Below are 24,189 nucleotides of genomic sequence, written 5' to 3' on the forward strand. Positions count from 1 at the left end.
GTGTGCCGCAACCACAGGGCGACTCCGTCGTTCTAATCTGACGACTGTCATATCCCTCCAGCCACCAGGATGGAACCTCATGTCAGCGGCCCCGCCCGACAACGACGTGCTGTGGGCCCGGGGGATCGTCAAGTCCCACCACGGCACCCCCGCCCTGCGCGGCGTCTCGATCGGCATCCGGGTCGGCGAGGTGCTCGCCATCACCGGCCCGCGCGGCTCCGGCAAGAGCACCCTGCTCGGCTGCCTCTCCGCCCTGCTACCGGTGGACGAGGGCGAGGTCTGGTTCAACAGCGCGCCCGTCCACACCCTCGGCCGGGCCGGGCGGGAACGGCTGCGCCGCGACCGCTTCGGCTTCGTCGGCTCCGAACCGCACCTGGTACCGGAGCTGACGGCCCGGGAGAACGTCGCCCTCCCCCTGCTGCTGGCCGGCGCCGGGCACAAGGCCGCCTACGCCGCCGCCGCCGAGTGGCTGGAGCGCCTGGACGTCGCCGACTGCGCCCCCCGCAGACCCGCCGAACTGATCCAGAGTCAGCGCCAGCGGATCGCCGTCGCCCGCGCGCTCGCCCCGCTGCCACCCGTGGTCTTCGCCGACGACCCGACCGCCCCACTGCACCGGGAGGCCCAGGAGCAGGTGCTGCGGATACTCGCCAGCGCCGCCCGCTCGCACCAGCTCACCCTGGTGCTCGCCACCCACGACCCGGAACTTGCGCGCTACGCCGACCGCACGGTGGCCATGGTCGACGGCCGTCTGGCCGCACCGGTCGCCCCCGTGGTGCGCGGCGCCTCCGCCGTGTCGGCCGGGCGCTGAGAGGGAGACCAGTGCTCTATCTCCGCCTGGCCCGGGGCTACCGGGTCGCCGACCTCGGCCGCTGGCTGCTCACCGCGACCGCCGCCGCCCTGGTCGCCGGCTTCCTGCTGCGCGCCCTCGGGCGCGCGCTCAGCCAGCCCGCCGGCGGCTCGCTGGTCCGGCTGCTCTGGTGCCTGCCGCCGCTCGCGGCGGTCGCCTGGTTCGCCGCCGTCGCGGCCCGGGCCGTCCCGGCCGGACGCCCCGAGCGGATCACCGGACTCACCGCCGCCGGAGCCGGCCCCACCAGGATCCGGGCCCTGATCGCCGGTGAGATCGCGCTCGCCTGCACCCTCGGCAGCCTGCTGACACTGCTGCTCTTCCTGGTGCTGCGCAACAACATCGCCGACGCCTCGCTCGCCCCGGAACTCGGCATGGGCGTCCCGCTGCCGCCCGCCGCCCCCGTGACCCTGCTGGCCCTGGTACCGCTGGTGGCCGGCCTCTCGGCCGCCGCCGCCGTCCCGGTCAGCGAGGCCCTGCCCGGCGGCGACTCCCCCGCAGCCGGCGCCTCGTTCGGCGCCCTACGGCTCGCCGTCCCCGCCGGCCTGGTGCTGGTCGGGCTGGCCCTGGAGCTGTACGGGCTGCGCCCGGGCGCGGCCGAGGACGGCCGCCCGATCCGGCTCCCCGCCGGACTCGGCTCGACCAGCCCCGCCGCCCTGATCGGCTGGGCGCTCGCCGCGCTCGGCCTGGCGCTGCTCACCGCGCCGCTGCTGTCCTGGACCGGACAGCTGCTCGCCCTCGGCCGGCCCGCCCCGCTGCGACTGCTCGCCGGGCGAGGCCTGACGGCCGAGGCCGGGCGCCTCGGCACACCCCTGGCGGTGTTCACGCTCACCCTCGCGGTGCTGCTCACCGCCATCCGCTACTGGGTCGACAAGCCGGGCACCGCCGAGACGCTGCCGGCCGTCGAGGGCGCGCTGATCGTCGGCTGCGTGGTGGGCGCGGTGATCACCAGGATCACCGAGGTCCGCAACGCCCACCGGGGCGTGACCGCCGCACTGATCCAGCTCGGGACTGCTCCCCGGCTGCTGTTCGGCGCGGCCCTACTGCGTACGGCTGCCGCCGGCACCACCCTGCTGCTGACCGGCGGGCTCACGGCCGCACTGGCAGCGGGGGCGCTGAACTAACCCGCGCCAGGGGCGCGGGGAACTGCGCGCGCAACCACGCAGCCTACCTAGCGCCCTGGTCGCACAGTCCCCCGCGCCCCGCGGGGAGCCTCAGCCGGCAGCTGCAAGCTGGCCGCAGGCGCCGTCGATCTCCTGCCCACGGGTGTCACGGACGGTGGTCGGCACGCCGTGGGCCTGGAGGCGGCGGACGAACTCGCGCTCGTCCTCGGGGCGGGAGGCCGTCCACTTCGAGCCCGGGGTCGGGTTCAGCGGGATCAGGTTGACGTGCACCCGGTGGTTCTTGATCAGGCGGCCGAGCAGGTCGGCGCGCCACGCCTGGTCGTTGATGTCCTTGATCAGCGCGTACTCGATGGAGATCCGGCGGCCGGACTTCTCCGCGTAGTTCCACGCCGCGTCAAGGACCTCGGAGACCTTCCAGCGGGTGTTCACCGGGACGAGCTCGTCACGCAGCTCGTCGTCGGGGGCGTGCAGCGAGAGCGCGAGCCGTACGCTCAGCTCCTCGTCCGCCAGGCGGTTCATCGCGGGGACGAGGCCGACCGTCGAGACGGTGATGCCGCGCTGCGACATCCCGAAGCCGTCCGGTGCCGGGTCGGTGAGGCGGCGGATCGCGGCCAGCACCCGGTTGAAGTTGGCCAGCGGCTCGCCCATGCCCATGAAGACGACGTTGGACAGCCGCGCCTCGCCGCCCGGGATCTCGCCGGACTTCAGCGCGCGCATACCGGCGCCGATCTGCTCGACGATCTCGGCGGTGGAGAGGTTGCGGGTCAGACCCGCCTGCCCGGTCGCGCAGAACGGGCAGTTCATGCCGCAGCCGGCCTGCGAGCTGATGCACATGGTGACCCGGTCGGGGTACCGCATCAGGACGGACTCGACCAGCACGCCGTCGAAGAGCTTCCACAGCGTCTTGCGGGTCGTGTCGTCGTCGCAGGAGACGTGTCGGACGACCGACATCAGCTCGGGCAGCAGCGCCTCGGTCAGCTTGTCGCGGCTGGCGGCCGGGATGTCCGTCCACTCGGTCGGGTCGTTCGACATCCGGCCGAAGTAGTGGTTCGACAGCTGCTTGGCGCGGAACGGCTGCTCGCCCAGCTCGGCGACGGCCTCCTTGCGCTGGGCAGGGCTGAGGTCGGCAAGGTGTCGCGGGGGCTTGGCGCCACGCGGCGCGACAAAGGTCAGTTCTCCGGGTACAGGCATGGTTGTTCCAGTGTCGCAGATGGCGAAAGCCCCGGACGCAAGCGTCCGGGGCTTCCCTGTGCAGGGGCGCTGTCAGGTACCGACGAAGGCCGCCAGCAGCAGCCAGACCACCGGGGCGGTCGGCAGCAGCGAGTCCAGCCGGTCCATGATGCCGCCGTGACCGGGCAGCAGCGTGCCCATGTCCTTGATGCCGAGGTCGCGCTTGATCATCGACTCGGCGAGGTCCCCGAGGGTCGCCGTGACGGCCGCGCAGCCGCCCAGGATCAGGCCCTGCCACCAGGTGCCGTCGTCGATGACGTACTGCATCAGCAGCGCGCCCGCCAGCATCGAGAGACCGATGCCGCCGGCCAGGCCCTCGCGGGTCTTGCCGGGGCTGATCGTCGGCGCCAGCTTGTTCTTGCCGAACTTGTACCCGACCGCGTACGCCCCGGTGTCACTGCAGATGGTGACGATCAGGAAGAGCACGATCCGCTGCGGGCCGTCGTCGGCCGCCAGCATCAGGGCCACGAAGGTGGCCAGGAAGGGCACGTAGAACGCGGTGAAGATCCCTGCCGTTATGTCGCGCAGGTAGTTCTCCGGCGGCTCGCTCATCCGCCAGACCATCACCGCCAGCCCGGTCAGGGCCAGCGCGGCGGCGGCCCACTGGGCACCGCCCCAGTAGCCGGACGCCAGCATCGCGACGCTGCCGACCGCCAGCGGGACGAGCGGGACGTTGATCCCCTTGCGCTCCGTCAGCCGACTGGTCAGCTCCCGGACGCCCACCACGACAGCCGCCGCCACGACGAGCAGGAACAGCACCTTCACCACGAACAGCGAGGCGATGATCACGGCACCGAGGCCGACCCCTACCCCTATCGCGGCCTGCAGGTTGCGGCCACCGCGTTGCTTGCGGGGCGGCTGGTCGGGCTGGGCCACGGGTGTCTCCTGCCCTGGGGCGGACGGCGGTGCGGGGTGCTGCCCGCGCTGATCGGGCGTGGTCTCCTGGACAGAGGGCATGAACTGAGTCTGTGCCACCGAGGTACCTCGGTACACCGAAGCCCGCTGCGAGTGACCCGTTTGGTGTCCGCTCTCCGGAGCCGGGAGCCGGGGGTCACCCGCAGCGACGGGTGCCGGGGCGAGGTGGTGAGCTGTGCCCCCGAGGCCAGGGGCGTCAGGGGCGTCGTTCATCAGACCTCGAGCAGCTCGGCTTCCTTGTGCTTCAGCAGCTCGTCCACCATCGCCACGTACTTCGCGGTGGTGTCGTCGAGCTCCTTCTCGGCGCGACGAGCCTCGTCCTCGCCGACCTCCTTGTCCTTCACCAGCTTGTCCAGGCCGTCCTTGGCCTTGCGGCGGACCGACCGGATCGAGATCTTGGAGTCCTCAGCCTTGTTGCGGGCGACCTTGATGTAGTCCCGGCGGCGGTCCTGGGTCAGCTCGGGGAAGGTCACCCGGATGATCGAGCCGTCGTTGGACGGGTTGACGCCGAGGTCGGAGTCACGGATCGCCTGCTCGATGTTGCGCAGCGCGCTCTTGTCGAACGGCGAGACGATCGCCATCCGCGGCTCCGGCACGGAGAACGAGGCGAGCTGGTTGATCGGCGTGATGGCGCCGTAGTAGTCCGCGACGATCTTGGCGAACATGGCGGGGTGCGCCCGCCCGGTGCGGATGGCCGCGAAGTCGTCCTTGGCGACGACGACGGCCTTCTCCATCTTCTCCTCGGCCTCGAGGAGGATCTCTTCGATCGCTTCGCTCACTGTCTGCTCCCTGTCCGGTACATCTGCTGTTGTCCCGTTCCGGTGCCCCGGACGGCTGATTGCTGCCCCGCTGACGGTCGCGAGGCTGATGGCTGGTCAGGCCCGGGCGGAATCCTGGCTGATGAGTGTGCCGATCTTCTCACCCTTCACCGCACGGGCGATATTGCCCTCGGCCAGCAGCTCGAAGACCAGCATCGGCAAGCTGTTGTCCTTGCACAGCGTGATCGCGGTCAGGTCGGCCACCTTGAGGTCGCGCGAGATCACCTCGGTGTAGTCGAGCGCGTCGAACTTCACCGCACCGGGGGTGGTCTTCGGGTCGGCGTCGTACACGCCGTCCACGCCGTTCTTGCCCATCAGCAGCACCTCGGCATGGATCTCGAGGGCACGCTGGACGGCGGTGGTGTCGGTGGAGAAGTACGGCATGCCCATACCCGCACCGAAGATGACCACGCGGCCCTTCTCCAGGTGGCGCACGGCACGCAGCGGCAGGTACGGCTCGGCGACCTGGCCCATGGTGATGGCGGTCTGGACCCGGGTCTCGATGCCTTCCTTGATCAGGAAGTCCTGCAGCGCCAGGCAGTTCATCACAGTGCCGAGCATGCCCATGTAGTCGGAGCGGGCCCGGTCCATGCCGCGGACCTGGAGCTCGGCACCACGGAAGAAGTTTCCGCCGCCGATCACCACGGCGACCTCGGTACCCTCGCGCACAACGGTGGCGATCTCTCGGGCGATCTTGTGCACGACGTCCGGGTCGACACCGAGCCCGCCGCCACCGGCGAACGCCTCACCGGACAGCTTGAGCAGAACGCGGCGGCGCGTCACGTCCTGCGCGGTCTCCTGCGTCTCCTGCATGGACTTCTCCTTCTCCACCTACTGGTTCACAGGCCAGGCTGCCGGCCGGGGGTGCCGGGCCTCGGACCTGCGCGTACACGCGAGGAGGCCACTGCCGCGGGAACCGGTAACGGTGTCCTGCACGGCAATGGCCTCCTCGTCGTTCATGGTGCCGACGTGGCCCGCCCTTTGACAGAGTGGCGCTGGATGAGCCCGATCGGCGCGTTCCGGGCCACCCTGCTGGGGAGCCTGGCGATTCCTACCTTAGGCGGGAAGCGCGGTGGAACGTGGGTCAGGCACCGACGCGGAAGCGGGCGAAACGCTTGAGGGCGACGCCGTTCTCCTCGAGGACCTTGGCGACCGACTTCTTGTTGTCCTTCGCGAAGGCCTGCTCCAGAACGGAGTTCTCCTTGACGAAGCCGGTGATGCGACCCTCGACGATGCGCTCCAGCGCGGCCTCGGGCTTGCCCTCCTCGCGGGCGGTGGCCTCGGCAACGCGACGCTCGTTCGCGATGTCCTCGGCGGGGATGTCCTCGCGGGACAGGTACTTCGGCGCGAACGCGGCGATGTGCTGCGCGACGTCCTTCGCGACCTCGGCGTTCTCCTTGTCGAGCTCGACGAGGACGCCGATGGCCGGCGGGAGGTCCGGGTCGGTCTTGTGCAGGTAGACCGCGACGAAGCCGTCGCCGTCGAACTGCGCGAAGCGACGGAGGACGATCTTCTCGCCCAGGTTCGCGTTGGCCTCGTCCACGAACTGCTGGACGGTCTTGCCGGCCTCGATCTCGGAAGCCAGCGCGGCATCCAGGTCGGCCGGGGAGGTGGCGGCGACGTGCGCGGCGATCGCGTTGGCGACCTCGACGAACTTGCCACCCTTGGCGACGAAGTCGGTCTCGCAGTTCAGCTCGACCAGCACGCCGGACTTGCCGTCCTCGGCGATGAGGGAGGAGACGGCGCCGTTGGAGGCGTCACGGCCCTCGCGCTTGGCAACGCCCTTCTGGCCCTTGATGCGCAGGATCTCGACAGCCTTGTCGACGTCGCCCGCGGCCTCGTCCAGCGCCTTCTTGCAGTCCATCATGCCGGCGCCGGTGAGCTCACGGAGCTTCTTGACGTCCGCGGCGGAGATGTTCGCCATGGTGTGAATCTCTTCTCGCGTCTCGCGTGTCTGCGTGGGGTTGTGCCAGGGCTGGTGGTTCAGCCCTGGCACGGGAGAGAGGGGCACCTACCGGTGTCGTACCGGCGAGTGCCCCTCACCCTTGGTACGTCAGGCCTGGTCGGCCTCGGCGGCCGGCGCCTCGTCGGCGACAACCTCGGCGGCGGGGGCCTCGTCGGCCACGGGGGCCTCGGCGACAACCTCAACGGCCTCGGCGGCGGGGGCCTCGGCGGCCGGCTGGCCCTCGAGGATGTCCTTCTCCCAGTCGGCCAGCGGCTGGTCGGCGCCCGGCTCAGCCTTGACGTCGCCCTTCGCAACACCGGCGCGGGACTTGAGGCCCTCGGCGACGGCGTCGGCGATCACGCGGGTCAGCAGGGTGACGGAGCGGATCGCGTCGTCGTTGCCCGGGATCTTGTAGTCGACCTCGTCGGGGTCACAGTTGGTGTCGAGGATCGCGACGACCGGGATGTTCAGCTTCCGGGCCTCGCCGACCGCGATGTGCTCCTTCTTGGTGTCGACGATCCAGACAGCGCTGGGGACGCGCTGCATGTCACGGATACCGCCAAGGGTCTTCTCGAGCTTGGTGTGCTCGCGCTCCAGAACGAGGAGCTCCTTCTTGGTGAGGCCCGAACCGGCCACATCCGTGAAGTCGATCTCGCCGAGCTCCTTCATCCGCTGAAGGCGCTTGTAGACGGTCTGGAAGTTGGTCAGCATGCCGCCGAGCCAGCGCTGGTTCACGTAGGGCATGCCCACACGGGTGGCCTGCTCGGCGATGGCCTCCTGGGCCTGCTTCTTGGTACCGACGAAGAGGACGCTGCCGCCGTGGGCGACCGTCTCCTTGACGAACTCGAAGGCGCGGTCGATGTAGTTCAGCGACTGCAGGAGGTCGATGATGTAGATGCCGTTGCGCTCCGTGAAGATGAAGCGCTTCATCTTCGGGTTCCAACGACGGGTCTGGTGACCGAAGTGGACGCCGCTCTCAAGCAGCTCCCGCATCGTGACGACGGCCATAGCCGTGCTCCTCGTGTTACGCCTGGCCACACGCCGGGTAGAGCGGCTGCCAGGTCTGGCTCGGTTGATCCGTGTAGGTCAGGATGACCGCCACGCCTGACGCCCCGGTCGTGCCGAGCTGCCTCTGCCCGAGCGGCCGAAACCGTGACGGGCTCGGCGGACCGAGCGGCACTCGCACCGGCTGGGGTGGTTCAGGCTCGTTACGAACCTGGCCTTCCCACCGGTGGCGGGGCGTGCGAAGTCGACCCGGCGGACCGGGTCGCGTGTGAAGTGTACGGGAAGCCCCGAGGAGCGAGCGACTCCAGCTTCTCGCGGGGTGGTTCGTGGGCCGCGCCGAGTGCCCGGGCGGGCCCGGATTCACCCGTGTGGGGTACCTGGGTTTTCCACAGGCGGGAGTTGTCCACAGGAATCCGGCCGCGGCTGGGCGGGGCGTGGGCGCGCGAGGACCCTCCTGACCATGACAGCTCTTCTCGGACGTCCCATGACAGCTCTGCTGGACTTCTCCGCCGGCAGTGGTTCGGCCACCGCGATGCCGCCCATGCCACCGCCGAAGCCCGACCGTCAGCGGCAGGCTCTGCTCCTGGGGCTGCTGACGGCCCTGCTGCTGATCGGACTACCCCGGCCGTTCGCGCGCGCTGCGGCCACGAACGCCGACTCAGGCCCGGGGCCGGGGCCGGGGTCCGTCACGAGCGGCGGGCCCGGGCTCGGGCGGGCGTGGCCGGTGGGTGGACGGTCCGGGCTGCTGCGACGGTTCGAGGCGCCGCCGGCCCGCTGGGCGGCGGGTCACCGTGGGGTGGACCTCGCGGCGGTGGAGGGGGTGACGGTACGAGCCGCAGCGCCGGGGGTGGTCTCGTTCTCCGGTGTCATCGCCGGCCGCCCGGTGGTGACGGTGACTCACCCCGGCTCCGGCGAACCGCCGCTGCGGACGACCTACCTCCCGGTCGAGGGGAGCGTACCGATCGGAACCTCGGTGGCGGGCGGCGAGCCGATCGGGAAGGTGGCAGTCGGCTCCGAGCACTGCGCCACGGGGTGTCTGCACTGGGGCCTGCTGCGTGGGCACCGCTACCTCGACCCGCTGGCCCTGCTGGGCGCCGGCCAGTCCCGGCTGCTGCCGCTGCACGACACCACCGGCGAGGGCGGGGGCGGCGGCGGTGCGGTCCGTGCCGGCGGTGCGGCTCACGCCGGGTTGGCGGTCCCGAGCCCGTGCAGTGCCATGGCGACAGCGGCCTCGGCGATCGTCCCCGCCTCGCCGTCCGCGACGTGCTCCGCCTGGCGGACGGCTGCTTCCACCACTCCCTGCAGCAGGGCCGCCGCCAGCCGTGGCTGCTCATGGCCCAACTCCAGCAGCGCCCGCACCACCAGGTCGACGAGAGCGACGTGCGCCGCCCGGATCCGGGCCCGGGCCGCCTCGTCGAGTTCGAGTACCGAAACCGCCGCGACCGCCCGGTGCCGAGGGTCACCGGCCAGCGCGAGCTGGCCGCGTACGTACGCCTCCACCTGGGCCTGCGGGCTGTCGCAGGCCGCCATGCCCGCCTCGATCTCGGCCGCCCAGAGCGGGAAATCCACCGCGCACAGCTCTTCCACCACGGCGGCGCGCGATCGGAAGTACTCGTAGACCGAGGAGCGGGCCAGCCCTGTCCTCGCCGCCAGCGCGGGGAAGGTCAGTGCCTCGATGCCGCCTTCGGCGAGCAGGTTGCGGGCAGCACCGAGGAGGGCTGCGCGCTGCAGCTGGCGATGCTCGGCGACCGTGGCCGCTCGGATCTTCGGCACGTCCCTACTCTACGGAGCCCGCCCTGCGTGCGGGACTGCGCAGCAGAAACGGGCCTGGGCAGCAGAAAATCGTCTGAGCGCGCCAAGGGCGGTCGGGGCGCCGCCGCCCGACCGCCGCCAGACAACCATCAGGCGTCACCAGGCCGCCGACCGGTCAGCGGATGTCGGAGAGCTTGGCCCTGAGCTGGAGCACCGATTTGGTGTGGATCTGGCTGACCCTGCTCTCGGTGACGCCCAGCACCTGTCCGATCTCCGCGAGCGTAAGCCCTTCGTAGTAGTAGAGAGTCACCACGGTCTTCTCCCGCTCGGGCAGGGTGTTCACCGCAGTGGCGAGCAGTCGGCGAAGCTCCCGGTCCTCGGCGATCTCGACCGGGTTGTCGGCTCCGATGTCCTCCAGCGTGTCCATCAGGCTCAGCCGGTCACCGCCTTCCCCCGCCGGGTGCATCAACTCGTCGAGCGCCACCACGTTGGCGAGCGAGAGCTGACTGAAGATGGCATGCAGATCCTCGATCGCGATGCCCATCTCCGCCGCCACCTCGGGCTCGTGCGGGGTACGGCGCAGCCGGGCCTCCAGGGTGGCGTACGTGCGCTCGACGGCCTTGGCCTTCTGCCGGACGGAACGTGGGATCCAGTCCAGGGCGCGAAGCTCGTCGATGATCGCGCCACGGATCCGGCTGATGGCGTAGGTCTCGAACTTGATCGCACGATCGATGTCGAACTTCTCGATGGCGTCGATCAGCCCGAAGATCCCGGAGGAGACGAAGTCAGCCTGTTCCACGTTGGCCGGCAGCCCCACCCCCACCCGCCCTGCCACGTATTTCACCAGGGGTGAGTAGTGCAGGATCAGCTGCTCGCGCAAGCGTGCGTCCGCAGTCTCCTTGTACGAGCGCCAGAGCGACTCGAGGGCCGTGCGGTCGGCGGGCATACGGTCGGTTGAAGCGCAGTCGGAGGGCGGGCGGGTGGCGGTCGGGCGGTCGGCGGACGTGCGGAGGTCGCCGGAGGCCGGGGCGGTACCCGCCTCGCGCCGGGCCGCCGGAGGTCGAACACCGAGCGGGGCCTGGGTCTCGTCCTTCCCGCCCTGGCCCGGCCGACCGGCCTGCCGTGACAGGCCCAGCGCCCGTGGCGTCTTCGGCTGGAGATCGGCGGCGGGGCGAGCCTCGGCCCCTGACCCTCCCGAGGACCGGACGCCACCGGTCACCCTGTGTCCGGGAATGTGTGTGGGCATACGTTGGTCTGCGCCGTTCTGCCGAGTCACGTGCTGATAGGAAGCCTATGCGAGCGTAGCGTGACCAGGTCACTGCATTGCGCTACCGCCACTCGGTCGTCCCCCGATCCGGTGGAGCGGGGCGCGCGTCGCGTCGTGCGCGCCGTCCCTGGCGGACTCAGGCCCCCCGAACCAGCCGCCAGTGCGCTCCGAAACGCTCGACGAAACCGAGGGACCCCAATTCGTATAGCCGCTGCAGGACTTCGTCCGGTGGCAGGCCGGACCGCTGGGCCAGTTGCTCGACCGGCGCGCCCTCGGCAGTCGCCGGTACGGCTTCGAGCACCCGGGCCACTGCGGGCTCCAGCAAGTCCCGGGGCAGTACCGGTCCGGAGTGTCGCGGCGCGAGGTCGTCCCCGATGGCACCGATCAGCTCGCCGACCTCGGCGGCGTCGGTCACCAGGGTCGCCGCTCCACTGCGGATCAGGGCGTGCACGCCTGCGGACAGCTCCGAGGTCACCGGTCCCGCCACCCCCATGGTCTGCCGGTTGAGATCCCGGGCCCGCCGCGCGGTGCTCAACGCCCCGCTGCGCAGCGCGGCCTCCACCACGACGGTGCCCCGGGTGAGCGCGGCGATGACGCGGTTACGGAGGACGAAGCGGAAACGGTTCGGGTGCTCGCCCGGCGGCAGTTCACTGATCAGCAGGCCCTGCTCCGCGATCCGGGAGATCAGCTCCGAGTTGCCGGGCGGGTAGGCCATGTCCACCCCGCAGGCGAGTACCCCGAGTGTCATGCCACCCACCGCGAGCGCTCCCCGGTGCGCTGCCGCGTCGATTCCGTACGCCGCACCCGAGACGACCACCCAGCCCCGCTCCGCCAACTGCGCGGCGAGCTCGCCTGCGACGTGCGCGCCGTAAGCGGTGCAGGCGCGGGCGCCCACCACCGCGACCGAGCGCAGCGCGAGCAGGCGAAGCGACCCGGTGCCCCTGACCCACAACCCGACGGGCCTGCCGTCACCGAGATCATCCAGCTGGGAAGGCCACTCGGTGTCGCCCGGAATGATGAACCGTCCACCGAGGACTCGTACCCGTTCCAGGTCCGTGTCAGGGTCGAGCAGCGGAAACCTGGCCCGGTAGCCGGCGAGCCGGGTGGAGTCCAGGTCGAGGCAGCCGGGCACCGTGCGGTCTCGGACGGACTCGATCAGGGTCGTCGCGTTGACCCGGGTGAGCCAACGGCCGATCACGGCGTCTCCGGGTTCGATCAGCCGGGAGAGCGCGGCCCTGGCCCGTCGTTCGGTCTCGTGGGCCGGGTCGGGCGGCCGGTCCGCCGGTACGGAGGCATCCGGTCCGGGCCGGGCGAATGAGGTCCGAGTGTGGTTCACCTGTGCCTCCTTGGCCTTGGGTGACGGTGAGTCAGGCGGGTGGGTCAGGGGCGGTCACGGCTCCACTCCGGGACCGTTGCCCGGGCTCCGGTAGGGACGGGCCATCGGATCGACTGCTAGTAACCCGCGCTGCACGCCGGTGCGCAGTACCAGCGCTGTGCGTACGTCCAGGCGCCCGGGCTGGTCACGGCCGGCCAGATCGGCCACCGTCCAGGCGACTCTGAGCACCCGGTCCAGCCCTCGGGCCGTCAGGAGCCCGCGTTCGAGTTCACGCTCGGCGTCGGCCAGTGCGCCCGGTCCGAGGCGCCAGCGGGTCCGCAGGGAGTGACCCGGCACCTCCGCGTTGGTCCGCCAGGGAGTCTCCGCGAACCGGGCCGCAGCCCGTTCGCGCGCCGCCAGAACACGGCCCGCCACCACGGTGGTGGTCTCGGCCGAGGAGTCCGGCCCCATCAGCTCGGCCCTGGTGACAGGTGCCACCTGGACCTGGAGGTCGACCCGGTCCAGCAGCGGCCCGGACAGCCGACCCTGGTACCGGTTCACCATGCTGGGAGTACATTCGCAGCCCTCACCCCTCCTGGAGTGGCGGCCGCAGGGGCACGGATTAGCGGCCAGACAGAGTTGGAAGCGGGCGGGCAGCCGTAGCGTCCCGGCCGAACGGGCGATCGTCACCTCTCCCGATTCGAGCGGCTGGCGGAGCGCGTCGAGGACCCGGACCGAGAACTCCGGGGCCTCGTCGAGAAACAACACGCCTCGGTGGGCCAAGGAGACCGCCCCCGGTCTGGGCAGCCCGCTGCCACCGCCGACGATCGCGGGCATGGTGGCAGAGTGGTGCGGGGCGTAGTACGGCGGGCTGTCGATCAGCGGTCGGTCCACCGGCAGCAGCCCGGCGACCGAGTGGACGGCGGTCACCTCCAGCGCCTCGGTCTGGGTCAGCGGCGGAAGCAGGGCGGGCAGGCGCTCGGCCAGCATGGTCTTTCCGGCCCCTGGCGGTCCCTTCAGGTAGAGGTGGTGCCCGCCGGCTGCGGCGATCTCCAGGGCGCGGCGGGCCTCGTACTGGCCCGAGACGTCGGAGAGGTCCAGTTGGGCTGCCTTCTCCGCCGCGAGGGCACGGATACCCACCCCTGGCAGCAGGAGCCCCGCCATCGCGGGGTCGCGCCGCCCGACGATCGGATCGGGTGCCTCTTCCGGTACCGGCGCGCCGGTCAGCACGGCGATCAACTGTCGCAGGCTCCGGACTCCGAGCACGGAGACCCCCGGGACGAGGGCAGCCTCGGCAGCTGTCTGCTCGGCCACGACGATCTGGTGGTAGCCCGCGTCCGCAGCGGCGAGGACCGACGGCAGGACCCCGCGCACCGGGCGGACTCCGCCGTCCAGTCCCAGTTCGCCGATGATCAGCAGGTCGGCGATGGCGGCCGGATCGAGCCGCTCGGCTGCGGCCAGCACCGCACAGGCGACCGCCAGGTCGAAGCCACTGCCGCTCTTGGGGACCGACGCCGGGCTCAGACCGACCGTCAGCTTCCGCTGAGGCCAGCTCTCGCCGCTGTTGACCACTGCGGCTCGAACGCGATCACGCGCCTCGGAGAGGGACTTGTCAGGGAGGCCGACCAGGGCGAAGGCAGCCACCCCGGGTTCCAGGTCCGCCTGAACCTCGACCACGACACCGTCCACCCCGATGAGGGCCACCGAGCACGTTCGGGCGAAGGCCATGTCAGATCACCCCCCGCAGGTGCTCGACCTCGGCGGGGCCCCTCAGACGGTTGACCACCCCGATCAGGTCGATCCGAACACCACCGGGCGGCGGGAGCACCGTCCAGTCCGGCGGCACACCCCGACTCGGCTCGGCGAGGACAGCGCGCTCGCCATCGCCATTGCCGTCGGCACCGTTCTCGGGCCTTCCACCGGCCATCGCCAGCTGGGCGAGGCGGGTGAAGTGTGCGGGCCAGCGTTCACCGAGCCAGCGCTCTGCCAGCCGGCGCAGCCGCTCCGCCTTGGCACGGTCGATACCTTCGCTGGGCTGCTGGAACCCACGCTCCGACCGGGTTTTCACCTCGCAGACGGCAAGCGTGTCGCCGTCCAGCGCGACAATGTCGAGTTCGCCCTCTGCGCAGCGCCAGTTGCGCTCCAGGATCCTCAGCCCGCCCTGGGCGAGCCAGCGCGCGGCGACCTCTTCGCCGTAACGCCCCAGGCCGTTGTTGGAACTCTGCACGGTCATCACCTCCGTGCCAGGAGGCTGCCGCACCGGCCCGAACCGGACCAGATAGTTCTATTTCCTGTGGATAACCAGGGGTTGTGGATAACTTCCATCACCCAAAAGGGTGGGAATCGGGCAGTGCTCTGGACATTTCCCCGGGAGTCGGATCACTGTCAGCTACCGAACGAGGCGTCGTCGGACGGCAGCTCCAAATCGCTCTTCGCCAGTTCCTCGATATTTACGTCCTTGAAGGTCAATACCCGCACCTTACGGACAAACCGGGCGGGCCGGTACATGTCCCAGACCCAGGCATCCGCCATCGACACCTCGAAAAACACTTCCCCCTGCACCGAGTGCACCTGCAACTCGTAGTCATTGGTGAGATAGAAGCGTCGTTCGGTCTCGATCACGTATTTGAACAGGCCGACGACGTCCCGATACTCCCGGTAGAGCTTCAGCTCCATCTCGGTCTCGTACTTCTCGAGGTCTTCGGCACTCATTCAGGCGTCCCCTCAACTCGTCACGTCCACCCCATTGTGGACCACCCCGCCCGTCCGGAGAGCCTTACCGGTTGGACTGGCGGCCCGTCCACCAGCAGCCGACACAGGAAATCAGCCAGACCGATCGGGTACACCGTCTCCTCGGTGGCCCGCAATTGCACCACAGTCCACCACCGCGCGCTCAGCAGCAGCGCATGCTCCTCCGCTCCACCCGAGCCGCCGCCCCCGGGAAGACCGACCTCGGGAAGGTGGATCTCGGGAAGGTGGATCTCGGGGAGATCGGTTCCCGAGACCTCGGGCCGAGAGCACCCGGTCCCCGAGAACGTGGTCCCCGAACACTCGGCCGGCAAGCACCCGGTCTGTGAAAGATCGATCCCGGTCTCGCGGACGCGGGCCAGGTGGAACCACTGTTCCTGCTCGTACCGCTGCCCCTGGAAGGAGAAGGTCACCGTGTCGTACGCCACCAAGGGACCCAGCTCGATGTCCAGCAGCCCCGTCTCCTCGGCGAGTTCGCGCACTGCGGCCTCACGCAAGCCCTCGCCGGGTTCCAAGCCGCCCCCGGGAGTGATCCACCAGGTCACCCCTGGCACCGCCGGATCCTCGCCGCGCAGGAGAAGGATCCGATCCGATCTGTCGAGGAGCAGGACGCGCACCGCTCGTCGCCGCTGGACCGCCATCCCCGTCACCTCCGCGTCCCGGACCTGCTCAGTGCCCCACGCACGTCGGCGTGCAGTGCCCCACTCGGGGCTCGGCCCGCTCACGCGCCCGCTGCCCGGAGCACTGCCGGGCCCGCCGCCGGGCTCAGGTGCGCTGCCGCCTTCGCAGCCACCGGCTCGCCGAAAGCACTCCACCGACCGCCGAGGCCAGCACTATCAGCGCCGATCCGCCGACCATCGCGTACACCGCAGGCCGCAGGAGACCGGGCTCAGCCACGACCGGTCCGCCCAGACTGTCGAAGGCTGCCGCACGCCGATTCATACCCACCCGGGCGAACGGCCAGACCGTGCCCTCCACCCTGGCGATCACGTCCGTGGCAGCGACCGTGCCGCTCGCGATGCCGAGGTGGGACCGGGAGTCCAACGAGTTCCCACGGTCGTCGCCCAACAGGAAGAGCCGTCCGGGCGGCACCTTGGTGCTGAAGTTGATGGGCAGGGAAGCCAGCTGCTTCTGCAGGTACGGCTCGTCGATCGGCTTCCCGTTCACTGTCAGGCGCTGCTGCACGTCACAGCAGGCCACCGTGTCCCCGCCGACCGCGACGACCCGTTTGACCAGGGAGTCGGGGCCCCAGAGCGGCTCATGGAAGACCACGATGTCTCCCCGGCCGACCGAGCCGCCGCTCACCTTGCTCGCCAGCACGGTGTCACCGGGGTTCAGCGTCGGGGTCATCGAGGCGGTCGGGATCCGGTACGGCCGGTAGTTCAACGCGATCACGCCGAAGCCCCCGACCAGCATCACGAAACCGAGCCCGATGACCAGGCCCTGCAGCAGGGCCGCCACACTGCGGCGAGCTCTCACCGCAGTCGGCGTTGGGGCCGACCGCTCCACCACGCTGCTCATCGCCACCGTCCGTTCCTGGTCCGCCCGCGCTTCGCGCGAGTGCGCCGCGCCGAGGCCGGAAAGGCCGACGGGCCGTGGCACGTGCGAGCAGATTACTCGCCAGTACCACGGCCCGCGCAAGAGCCGACGGCAGAGTCGGCACGGGTCAGCGGCGATACCTCCGGAGCCACCAGACCGCAGGCACCGCGAGCGCCGCCCCGGCAGCCGGCGGTCCGAGGGGCAGTGCGGCCGAGGCCAGGCCCTTCTGGTCGAAGGTGCCGGGCACGGGCAGCGTCGCCCAGTCGCCGATCGGCCAGGCCACCACGAAGGCCCGACCGATCACGTTGCCCACCGGCACCGAGCCACCACCGGGCTGGTCCTGGTGGAACCGGGAGTCCAGCGAGTCACCTCGGTGGTCGCCCATCACCCAGATCGCGCCCTTCGGCACCTTGACCGGACCGAACGGCTTGTCACCGCAGGGGGTGTTGCCCGGGAAGATGTAGGGCTCGTTGAGCGCGACACCATTGACCTTGACCGGCCCGGTGCCCTCACACTCGACGGTGTCCCCGCCGACTCCGATAACCCGCTTGATCAGGTCCTTCTCGTTGACCGACGGCATCAGCCCGATAAAGCTGAGGACGTCCTGCAGCCCCCGGACGAACGCGTTGTTGTTCTGCGGCGCGGGCTCGTCGTTCAGCCAGCCTCCCGGGTCGTGGAAGACCACCACGTCTCCGCGCTCGGGCTCGGCACCGAACCACGGCGTGAGCTTGTCCACCAGCACCCGGTCACCGATCTGCAGAGTGTTCTGCATCGATCCGGACGGAATGGAGAACGCCTGAACGAAGAAAGTCTTGATCACCAGAGCCAGGATCAGTGCGATGCCGACCAGGATCGGCAGCTCCTTCCAGAAGGAGCGCTGTTTCTGCTCCTTCTTGGGCTGCACGGTCTCCGCGTCGCCCGATGGCTCATCCGAGGCCCCGCCCACTGAACCGCCCAGTCGACCGGAACCACCGTCGGAGTCGTCGGCCGCGATCGCGGCCACTCCGTCCTCGGTGGCGTCCGAAGGCTGCGCGGACTCGGTGGACCGGATCGTGCCGCCGCCGACGCCCTCGGGCTCAGGGCCCCCAGAGCGAGCACCGATCACCAGATCCCCCACAACATCTCCTCCCTGCTGTACGGACGCCTGTGCGTCCGCGCTCACCAGTGCCGCACAGCGGGCACCACGCTCTGTGGCCGACCGTCAACCCGCCTCAGGACTGCCCGCCATGGACAGTCCTGACACCAGCGCAGCCTTCGGAGGCAACCGGACGGTACACCGAGCACTCCAGCACTTCTCTATCACTCCCGGCCATCGCGTCCCCGGTCCCACACGGGACGGCGGACGACCGGTCGGCGGGCGGTCCACGCCGCGCCCGTGCCGACCTCGGCCGAACGACGAACGGAATGACGCCCAACACACCCATAACGAGCGGAGGTTCCGCAGGATCCGGGGTGACCGCGACCGATCCCGAACCGACTTGGGAGACAGTCGCACCCGGCGGACGAATCATCGAATCGCCCCCGCGAGCCGCCGAGGCCCGCACCGGAAGCGAGGAGAGTGAGGCGGGAACACCGAGTTGACGCATCCGCTGGATGGGCCAGGCGATCACGAACGCCCTGCCGACCACGTTACCCATCGGGATCGTGCCGTCACCCGGATTTGTCATGTGGTACCGGGAGTCGGCCGAGACGTCCCGGTGATCGCCCATCACCCACAGTCGCCCGGTCGGCACCGTCACCGTGAATGGCAGCCTCGACGGCGCGTTGCCCGGCGCGAGGTAGTTCTCGTCCACGGGCGTGCCGTTCACGGTGAGCCGTCCTCGGTCGTCACAACAGACAACCGTGTCCCCCGGAACGCCGATCACACGCTTGATCAGATCCTGTTCGTCGTCCGAGGGCAACAAGCCCACATACGAGAAGACCGCCTTCGCCGCACGCAGCACCAGCCCGTCCGAGGAGCGACCGTGATCCGACTCCAACCAGCCACCTGGGTCCTTGAAGACCACGACGTCGCCACGGCCCGGCTCGCTCCCGAACCAGGGCGTGAGCTTGTCGACCAGCACCCGGTCGCCGATCTGGATCGTCTGCTGCATCGATCCGGACGGAATGACGAAGACCTGGACCATGAAGGTCTTCAGGACGAGAGCGACCACCAGCGCGACCACCGCGATCATCGGGAGATCGCGCAGGAGCGAGTGCCATCGCCGTCGCTGCGCCCTGCGGGCCGTCCTCCGTCGGTCGGCCCGCCCTCGTGCGACGGCACGGGACTCCGCCGCGTCCGCCTCACCACCGGAACCAGAACCGGCATCGGCGCCAGCACTGGCATCGGCACCGGCCGCTATGGGGAGCGGCTCGGCAGTGCCAGGCCCTGCGGTCACCAGCTCCGCTATGGCGGGCTCGCCGGGCCGGCCGCTACCTCGGCTCCCCATGCCCACCCGTCCCCCCTACGGCGGCAAAGCGTGCGGGACGGTCGAGCGAGCTCCACCTGCCGAGTGGGAAGGCCACCCAGTCCGCGCGGCCGATCACCTTGTCCTCCGGCACGAAGCCGCCGCCCGGCTCTCCGAGGTGATCGCGGGAGTCCCGGGAGTTGCTCCGGTGGTCCCCCATCATCCACAGCTTCCCGGCCGGAACCACGATGTCGAACGGCACCTGCGACGGGACGTCACCCGGGAAGAGGTACTCCGACTCGTCCAGCGGCACACCGTTGACCCGGATCCGCCCGTCCGTCCCACAGCAGGTCACCCGGTCCCCACCGACCCCGATCACACGCTTGACGTACACCGAATTGTCCCCCCAGGCCAGCCCGAGAGCGGAGAGGAAACGCTGCGGGGCCGACGGATCGGGAGCGTACGGCAGGAAGGAACCCGTGCCGTCGAAGACCACCACGTCCCCCCGACGCACGTGTCCGCCGAAGTCGTACGCGAGCTGGTTCACCAGGACGCGGTCCCCAGGGCGAAGGGTGTTCTCCATCGAGGCGGACGGTACGGCGAACGGCCGCACGACAAAAGCGTTGACCAGCAGCAGCGTCAGCAGGCAGACCCCGAGGAGCAGGAGGAGGTCACGCGAGAACCAGCTCGATCGTTCCGACCCGGCCGCGTCCGGCGAGTCGCCCTCCGGATCACCGTCCAGTGCGTCGGCCGGCCGGGCGGCGGGTGCATCGGCATCGGCGGGCAGAGCAGCGGAGAGCGCAGCGGGCGCGTCGGCCGACGTGTCGGCCGGATCCCCGGAGACGACCGCGGACCGCGACGGCGAGTCCGCACCCGAAGGTGCGGGACTGCCGTCGCGGTCCGCGAGTGGCTCGTGCGTGCTCATCGGGGCTGAGCTTATCCCTAAGGTGCTCAGCCCGGTCCGAGCATACTGAACCCCCGGGCAGGCCGGGGATCAGCGGATCAGCGGTCGCGCTTCTCCTTGATCTTCGCGGCCTTGCCACGAAGGTCACGCAGGTAGTACAGCTTGGCGCGACGAACCGCACCGCGGGTCACGACCTCGATCTTCTCGACGACCGGGGTGTGCACCGGGAAGGTGCGCTCCACGCCGACGTTGAAGCTGACCTTGCGGACGGTGAAGGTCTCGCCGACGCCCGAGCCGTGGCGACGGATGACGACGCCCTGGAAGAGCTGGACACGAGAGCGGTTGCCTTCGATGACCCGGACGTGAACCTTCAGGGTGTCACCGGCGCGGAAGGCCGGAATGTCGGTGCGCAGCGATGCCGCGTCGACAGCAGCGAGCTTGTTGCTCATGTTGCTCTCCATCGCAGACGCCACGGGCCGCCTACGGAATTTCGTCACAATGGGGTGCGCTGCGGGCCGAATCGGCTGGCGGTGATCCCCCCGTGGCGGGGGCACCGGGCCACTGACTCCTACAGGAGGAGCCCAACGGCAGACAACAGTCGCCTATTCTTCCACAGGTTCGACCGTAGCCCGAAATCGGCCGATCCTGTCGTCCCACATCAGACCGAGGATGCTGAGCGCCTCACGGTCCTTCTTGTCGAAGGCTCCGTTCTGCCAGCGCCCGACCAGGTCCGGCCGGTTGGCGACCGTGCGGGCGAACGCCTGCTCACGACGCCAACGTGCGATCTTGCCGTGGTGCCCGCTGAGCAGTACCTCCGGCACCTCTCGCCCGCGCCACTCGGCGGGCTTGGTGTAGACCGGGCCCTCCAGCAGATCGGCCATGGCCCCGGGGGCGAAGGAGTCGTCCCGGTGGGACTCCGCGTTTCCGAGCACCCCGGGGAGCAGTCGGGCGATCGCCTCGACCATCACCAGGACCGCGACCTCGCCGCCGGCCAGGACGTAGTCGCCGATCGACGCCTCGACCACGGGCATCCTGGTCGCCGCCTCCTCGATCACCCGGCGGTCGATTCCCTCGTACCGGGCGGGAGCGAACGCCAACCAGGGCTGCCCGGCCAACTCCTGCGCCAGCTCCTGGGTGAACGGACGCCCACTCGGGGTCGGCACCACCAGCGTGGGCACGGAACCCTCCGGGCCCTGAGCGAGCACGGTGTCCAGCGCGGCCCCCCACGGCTCGGGCTTCATCACCATGCCGGGCCCGCCGCCGTACGGGGTGTCGTCGACCGTCCGGTGGATGTCGGTCGTCCAGCTGCGCAGGTCGTGCAGGTGCACGTCGAGCTGCCCCCGGGCACGTGCCTTGCCGACCAGCGAGACGTTCAACGGCTCCAGGTACTCGGGGAAGATCGTGACAACGTCGATCCGCATCTCGCTCACGCGCCGGACTCCTGGGCGCCGTCCACGTCCTCGGAGTCGGCAGCGGAAGCGGCGGCGGCAGCGCCAGCGGAGTCCGCATCGGCCGAGTCGTCGTCGTCAGAGTCGGAGTCGGCATCTTCGGAGTCGCTGCGGACGACCTCCGCCTGCTCCGGGTCGATCAGCCCGGGCGGCGGGTCGATGACGACGCGCTGGTTCTCCAGGTCGATGGTCGGGACGATCCGCTCGACGAAGGGCACCAGCACCTCGCTGTCGTCAGCCCGCCGGACCAGCAGCAGGTCCTGGTACGGCAGGTGGATGACCTCGGCGAGCTCACCGACGGGGGTGCCGTCGAGGAGGACCACGTCCAGGCCGATCAGCTGGTGGTCGTAGTACTCGTCCGGGTCGTCCGGGGTCTCCTCCGGGTCCACCTCAGCGATCAGGATCGTGCCGCGCAGCGCCTCGGCGGCGTTGCGGTCGGCGACCCCGGCGAAGCGGAGCAGCAGTCGGCCACTGTGGACCTTGCCGGACTCGACGGTGAGCGGACCGACGGTCGCGGGGTCGGTGAGCACCACCGCTCCCGGACCGAGCCGAAGCTCCGGCTCGTCGGTGCGGACCTCGACGCTGACGTCTCCCTTGATGCCGTGGGCGCGGCCGATCTTGCCGACGACGAGCTGCACGGTGATCGCTCTCCTGAAGTTGCGCTGTACCAGAACGGGACACGGGACGGGATACGGGATGGGATATGGGACCGGATACCGGCCGGGCACCTGAACGAGATGACCGGGCAAGGACCGGAAAGATAAAAAGGCCGGCCAGGACGACAAGCGTCCCGACCGGCCCAAGACTGACAGCTGTGCGTCAGCGAATGCTGTCCGCATCGACCAGGTCGACCCGGACGTTGCGACCGCCGAGTGCGCCGACCACGGTGCGCAGAGCGCGCGCGGTCCGGCCGCCTCGGCCGATCACCTTGCCGAGGTCATCAGGGTGCACACGCACCTCGATGGTGTTACCCCGACGCAGGTTGCGCGAGCGCACCTGCACCTCGTCGGGGTGCTCGACGATGCCCTTCACCAGATGGTCCAGGGCGTCCTCGATCACGATCAGGCCTCGGTGGTCTCGGCGTCAGCCTCGACCTTGTCCGACTTCTTGGCCTTCGGGGTGATGGCAACACCGGTGGTGCTGTCCTCGAAGCCGGCAACGGCCTTCGCGAAGAGGTGGCTGAAGTCGGTGACCTTCGGCTCGGCGACGAGCAGCGGCGCCGGGGCCGGCAGGCCCTTGAACTTCTGCCAGTCACCGGTCAGCTTGAGGATGGCGAGCACCGGCTCGGTCGGCTGGGCGCCGACGGACAGCCAGTACTGAGCGCGGTCGGTGTCGACCTCGATCTTCGACGGGTTGTAGGTCGGCTGGTAGATGCCGATCTCCTCGATGGCGCGACCGTCACGCTTGGTGCGCGAGTCGGCGACGACGATGCGGTAGTGCGGGGCGCGAATCTTGCCGAGACGCTTGAGCTTGATCTTGACTGCCACGGGAGTGGGTTCTCCTGGTACTTGACGTGGGTGAGCGGCCGCTGCCACCGCGTGGGGTTGCGAGGGCGGCTGCTCAAGGGACACGCCAGCCGTAGGAGAGAGGGGTCCTGCTCGGCTGCCGAGTACTCAGCTGTCCATTCTGCCATACCCACGCCCGGCACCTTGACCGGGCCGGCTCCACCGAGGGCTGATGCCCCCGGTTGAGCCGAGCCTCGGTGGGACGTGGAGCACTGCGACGTGGAGCCGTGGAGCATCGAACGGTGAAGACGCCGAACGCCGAACGAGGAAGCGCCCAGCAGCGGAGCAGCTGAAGCTGGTGGTGCTGGTGGTACCAGTGGTGCTGGTGGAGCGGCGAAACGGGTCGGACCGTGCGGAACGACAGCGGTGATCCGGATCAGGAGATCCGGAACGGCTGCTGGCACGCGCCGCAGACGATCGACGCCTGGGCGAGCACCGACGGCACCACCCGGACGTTGCGGCCGCAGCCGCAGACCGCCTTGACCCGGACGCCGCCACCGGACGAACCGTGTCTGGCGGCCGGCCCCCGGAAGCTGCGGTGCGAGCCTTCACCCGTGACCGCCAGCTGGTGTGCGCCGAGGGCGCGGTCCAGCCGCTCGATGGTCAGCGCGTACCGCTCCTGCGTCTCCGTGAGCATGGTCACCTGAGAGAAGCCGCTACTGGCGTGCGGCTCGATCGGGTGGGCCAGCCCGAGCTCGGAGGCGAGCAGCAGGAAGCGCCGGTTGTGGTAGCGCCCGGCCCGTGAGGTGTCACGGATGTCGCGCGCGGCGGCCAGGCCGTGGGCGGCCTCGTGCAGCAGCCGCTCGAATCCGAGCCGCGTGCCACAGGCCGAGGAGGACTCGCCGATCAGCGCCTCGGGCGAGGCGAGGTCGGGGAGGTCCTGATGGTGGGCCTGGATGTCGCTCCAGGCGGCGGCCAGTTCGGCCGCCAGGACGAGAGGCTGTGTCGTGCTCACGCTATGCCAACGATGGAGTGAGAGCTGATGTTCCGCGAGTTCCCCTTCGCCGGGAATTCCCAGCGGACTCTCAGGAATGCACTGTCGTGCGTAAATTGCGCTGCTCGGATCTGACGCAAGACCAACCCCCTGCAACTCTGGGCCCAGCGAATCTCGCCGGCCTCTCGGCATCGCCCCGGGACATGTCCGACTCCCACAGCGAACGGCCCGCAGCCGTGTCGAAATTGACAGGGCCACGGGCCGTATACCGTACCGCTACTTCAGCAGGACCGGCAGTTGACCGGTCAGTAGTCTCGCCCGGCAACTGACGGGAAGTAGAACAATCAGCCCGATGAGACTCGACAGCGCAACTCAACCGTGACCCGGCGGTCATCCCGGAGTCATGGATAGACCGCCGACGAACCACGGAGAAGTAGGAGAGCGTCCGCCGACCCCTGCCGGCGGACGCTCCAAGTCGAACAACCGCCGACCCGGCCGGCCGCCCGGGC

The 24,189-nt window shown here is 70.1% G+C and carries 25 protein-coding genes; 2 read left to right on the forward strand and 23 right to left on the reverse strand.

The features are described from left to right. The first annotated feature begins 79 nt into the window (after nt 1–79). Nucleotides 80–808: an ATP-binding cassette domain-containing protein gene (locus P3T29_RS22650; RefSeq protein ID WP_280718409.1), complete on the forward strand. Its 729-nt coding sequence runs from the start codon at nt 80–82 to the stop codon at nt 806–808. An 11-nt stretch (nt 809–819) separates the two neighbouring features. Next, on the forward strand, nt 820–1,968 hold the full coding sequence (locus P3T29_RS22655; protein ID WP_280718410.1) for a hypothetical protein: 1,149 nt from the start codon (nt 820–822) through the stop codon (nt 1,966–1,968). Between the two features lie 90 nt (nt 1,969–2,058). Here P3T29_RS22655 and rlmN read toward each other — a convergent pair whose 3' ends face one another. The 23 genes from rlmN to P3T29_RS22770 form a co-directional block, all read right to left on the reverse strand. After that, nucleotides 2,059–3,159 (reverse strand): 23S rRNA (adenine(2503)-C(2))-methyltransferase RlmN, encoded by a 1,101-nt coding sequence (gene rlmN, locus P3T29_RS22660; protein ID WP_280718411.1) that lies wholly within the window; start codon nt 3,157–3,159, stop codon nt 2,059–2,061. A gap of 72 nt (nt 3,160–3,231) precedes the next feature. Next, nucleotides 3,232–4,155 (reverse strand): phosphatidate cytidylyltransferase, encoded by a 924-nt coding sequence (locus P3T29_RS22665; RefSeq protein WP_280718412.1) that lies wholly within the window; start codon nt 4,153–4,155, stop codon nt 3,232–3,234. A gap of 170 nt (nt 4,156–4,325) precedes the next feature. Continuing rightward, nucleotides 4,326–4,847, reverse strand: a complete 522-nt coding sequence (gene frr, locus P3T29_RS22670) for a ribosome recycling factor (RefSeq protein ID WP_280718485.1) — start codon at nt 4,845–4,847, stop codon at nt 4,326–4,328. 141 nt (nt 4,848–4,988) lie between these two features. After that, the gene (gene pyrH, locus P3T29_RS22675; protein ID WP_280718413.1) at nt 4,989–5,744 is read right to left on the reverse strand and encodes a UMP kinase; all 756 of its coding nucleotides are present in this window, start codon (nt 5,742–5,744) and stop codon (nt 4,989–4,991) included. Between the two features lie 271 nt (nt 5,745–6,015). Beyond that, on the reverse strand, nt 6,016–6,855 hold the full coding sequence (gene tsf / locus P3T29_RS22680) for a translation elongation factor Ts (protein WP_280718414.1): 840 nt from the start codon (nt 6,853–6,855) through the stop codon (nt 6,016–6,018). 129 nt (nt 6,856–6,984) lie between these two features. Then, nucleotides 6,985–7,884 carry a 30S ribosomal protein S2 gene (rpsB, locus tag P3T29_RS22685; RefSeq protein WP_280718415.1) on the reverse strand — a complete coding sequence of 300 codons (900 nt, stop codon included), beginning with the start codon at nt 7,882–7,884 and terminating at the stop codon, nt 6,985–6,987. Nucleotides 7,885–9,060: 1,176 nt separating this feature from the next. Continuing rightward, nucleotides 9,061–9,654: a helix-turn-helix domain-containing protein gene (locus P3T29_RS22690; protein ID WP_280718416.1), complete on the reverse strand. Its 594-nt coding sequence runs from the start codon at nt 9,652–9,654 to the stop codon at nt 9,061–9,063. 154 nt (nt 9,655–9,808) lie between these two features. After that, nucleotides 9,809–10,579, reverse strand: coding sequence for an RNA polymerase sigma factor WhiG (gene whiG / locus P3T29_RS22695; RefSeq protein WP_280718417.1), 771 nt, complete (start codon nt 10,577–10,579; stop codon nt 9,809–9,811). 457 nt (nt 10,580–11,036) lie between these two features. Continuing rightward, a complete protein-coding gene (dprA, locus tag P3T29_RS22700) occupies nt 11,037–12,119 on the reverse strand; it encodes a DNA-processing protein DprA (RefSeq protein ID WP_280718486.1) in 1,083 nt (360 codons plus the stop codon). Between the two features lie 171 nt (nt 12,120–12,290). Next, a complete protein-coding gene (locus tag P3T29_RS22705) occupies nt 12,291–13,943 on the reverse strand; it encodes a YifB family Mg chelatase-like AAA ATPase (RefSeq protein ID WP_280718418.1) in 1,653 nt (550 codons plus the stop codon). A 1-nt stretch (nt 13,944) separates the two neighbouring features. Then, complete coding sequence (locus tag P3T29_RS22710) at nt 13,945–14,448, reverse strand: YraN family protein (RefSeq protein WP_280718419.1); 504 nt, start codon at nt 14,446–14,448, stop codon at nt 13,945–13,947. A 152-nt stretch (nt 14,449–14,600) separates the two neighbouring features. After that, on the reverse strand, nt 14,601–14,927 hold the full coding sequence (locus tag P3T29_RS22715) for a DUF2469 domain-containing protein (protein WP_145793704.1): 327 nt from the start codon (nt 14,925–14,927) through the stop codon (nt 14,601–14,603). 20 nt (nt 14,928–14,947) lie between these two features. Then, entirely contained in the window at nt 14,948–15,604 is a 657-nt protein-coding gene (locus P3T29_RS22720) for an NUDIX domain-containing protein (protein WP_280718421.1), read from the reverse strand. A 124-nt stretch (nt 15,605–15,728) separates the two neighbouring features. Beyond that, on the reverse strand, nt 15,729–16,565 hold the full coding sequence (gene lepB / locus P3T29_RS22725; protein WP_280718422.1) for a signal peptidase I: 837 nt from the start codon (nt 16,563–16,565) through the stop codon (nt 15,729–15,731). A gap of 64 nt (nt 16,566–16,629) precedes the next feature. Further along, nucleotides 16,630–17,619 carry a signal peptidase I gene (lepB, locus tag P3T29_RS22730; protein WP_280718423.1) on the reverse strand — a complete coding sequence of 330 codons (990 nt, stop codon included), beginning with the start codon at nt 17,617–17,619 and terminating at the stop codon, nt 16,630–16,632. A gap of 94 nt (nt 17,620–17,713) precedes the next feature. After that, nucleotides 17,714–18,676, reverse strand: a complete 963-nt coding sequence (gene lepB, locus P3T29_RS22735) for a signal peptidase I (RefSeq protein ID WP_280718424.1) — start codon at nt 18,674–18,676, stop codon at nt 17,714–17,716. A gap of 238 nt (nt 18,677–18,914) precedes the next feature. Further along, nucleotides 18,915–19,814, reverse strand: a complete 900-nt coding sequence (lepB, locus tag P3T29_RS22740; RefSeq protein ID WP_280718425.1) for a signal peptidase I — start codon at nt 19,812–19,814, stop codon at nt 18,915–18,917. Between the two features lie 77 nt (nt 19,815–19,891). After that, nucleotides 19,892–20,242 (reverse strand): 50S ribosomal protein L19, encoded by a 351-nt coding sequence (gene rplS, locus P3T29_RS22745; protein WP_280718426.1) that lies wholly within the window; start codon nt 20,240–20,242, stop codon nt 19,892–19,894. A 153-nt stretch (nt 20,243–20,395) separates the two neighbouring features. Then, nucleotides 20,396–21,214, reverse strand: coding sequence for a tRNA (guanosine(37)-N1)-methyltransferase TrmD (trmD, locus tag P3T29_RS22750; RefSeq protein ID WP_280718488.1), 819 nt, complete (start codon nt 21,212–21,214; stop codon nt 20,396–20,398). Between the two features lie 5 nt (nt 21,215–21,219). Next, nucleotides 21,220–21,879 (reverse strand): ribosome maturation factor RimM, encoded by a 660-nt coding sequence (gene rimM, locus P3T29_RS22755; RefSeq protein WP_280718427.1) that lies wholly within the window; start codon nt 21,877–21,879, stop codon nt 21,220–21,222. Between the two features lie 181 nt (nt 21,880–22,060). After that, nucleotides 22,061–22,300: an RNA-binding protein gene (locus P3T29_RS22760; RefSeq protein WP_280668513.1), complete on the reverse strand. Its 240-nt coding sequence runs from the start codon at nt 22,298–22,300 to the stop codon at nt 22,061–22,063. A gap of 2 nt (nt 22,301–22,302) precedes the next feature. After that, nucleotides 22,303–22,728, reverse strand: coding sequence for a 30S ribosomal protein S16 (gene rpsP / locus P3T29_RS22765; protein WP_280718428.1), 426 nt, complete (start codon nt 22,726–22,728; stop codon nt 22,303–22,305). A 394-nt stretch (nt 22,729–23,122) separates the two neighbouring features. Further along, on the reverse strand, nt 23,123–23,701 hold the full coding sequence (locus P3T29_RS22770; protein ID WP_280718429.1) for a hypothetical protein: 579 nt from the start codon (nt 23,699–23,701) through the stop codon (nt 23,123–23,125). Between the last annotated feature and the right edge of the window lie 488 nt (nt 23,702–24,189).

Origin of the sequence: Kitasatospora sp. MAP5-34 (assembly GCF_029894335.1) — a bacterium.
Taxonomy (GTDB): Bacteria; Actinomycetota; Actinomycetes; order Streptomycetales; family Streptomycetaceae; genus Kitasatospora.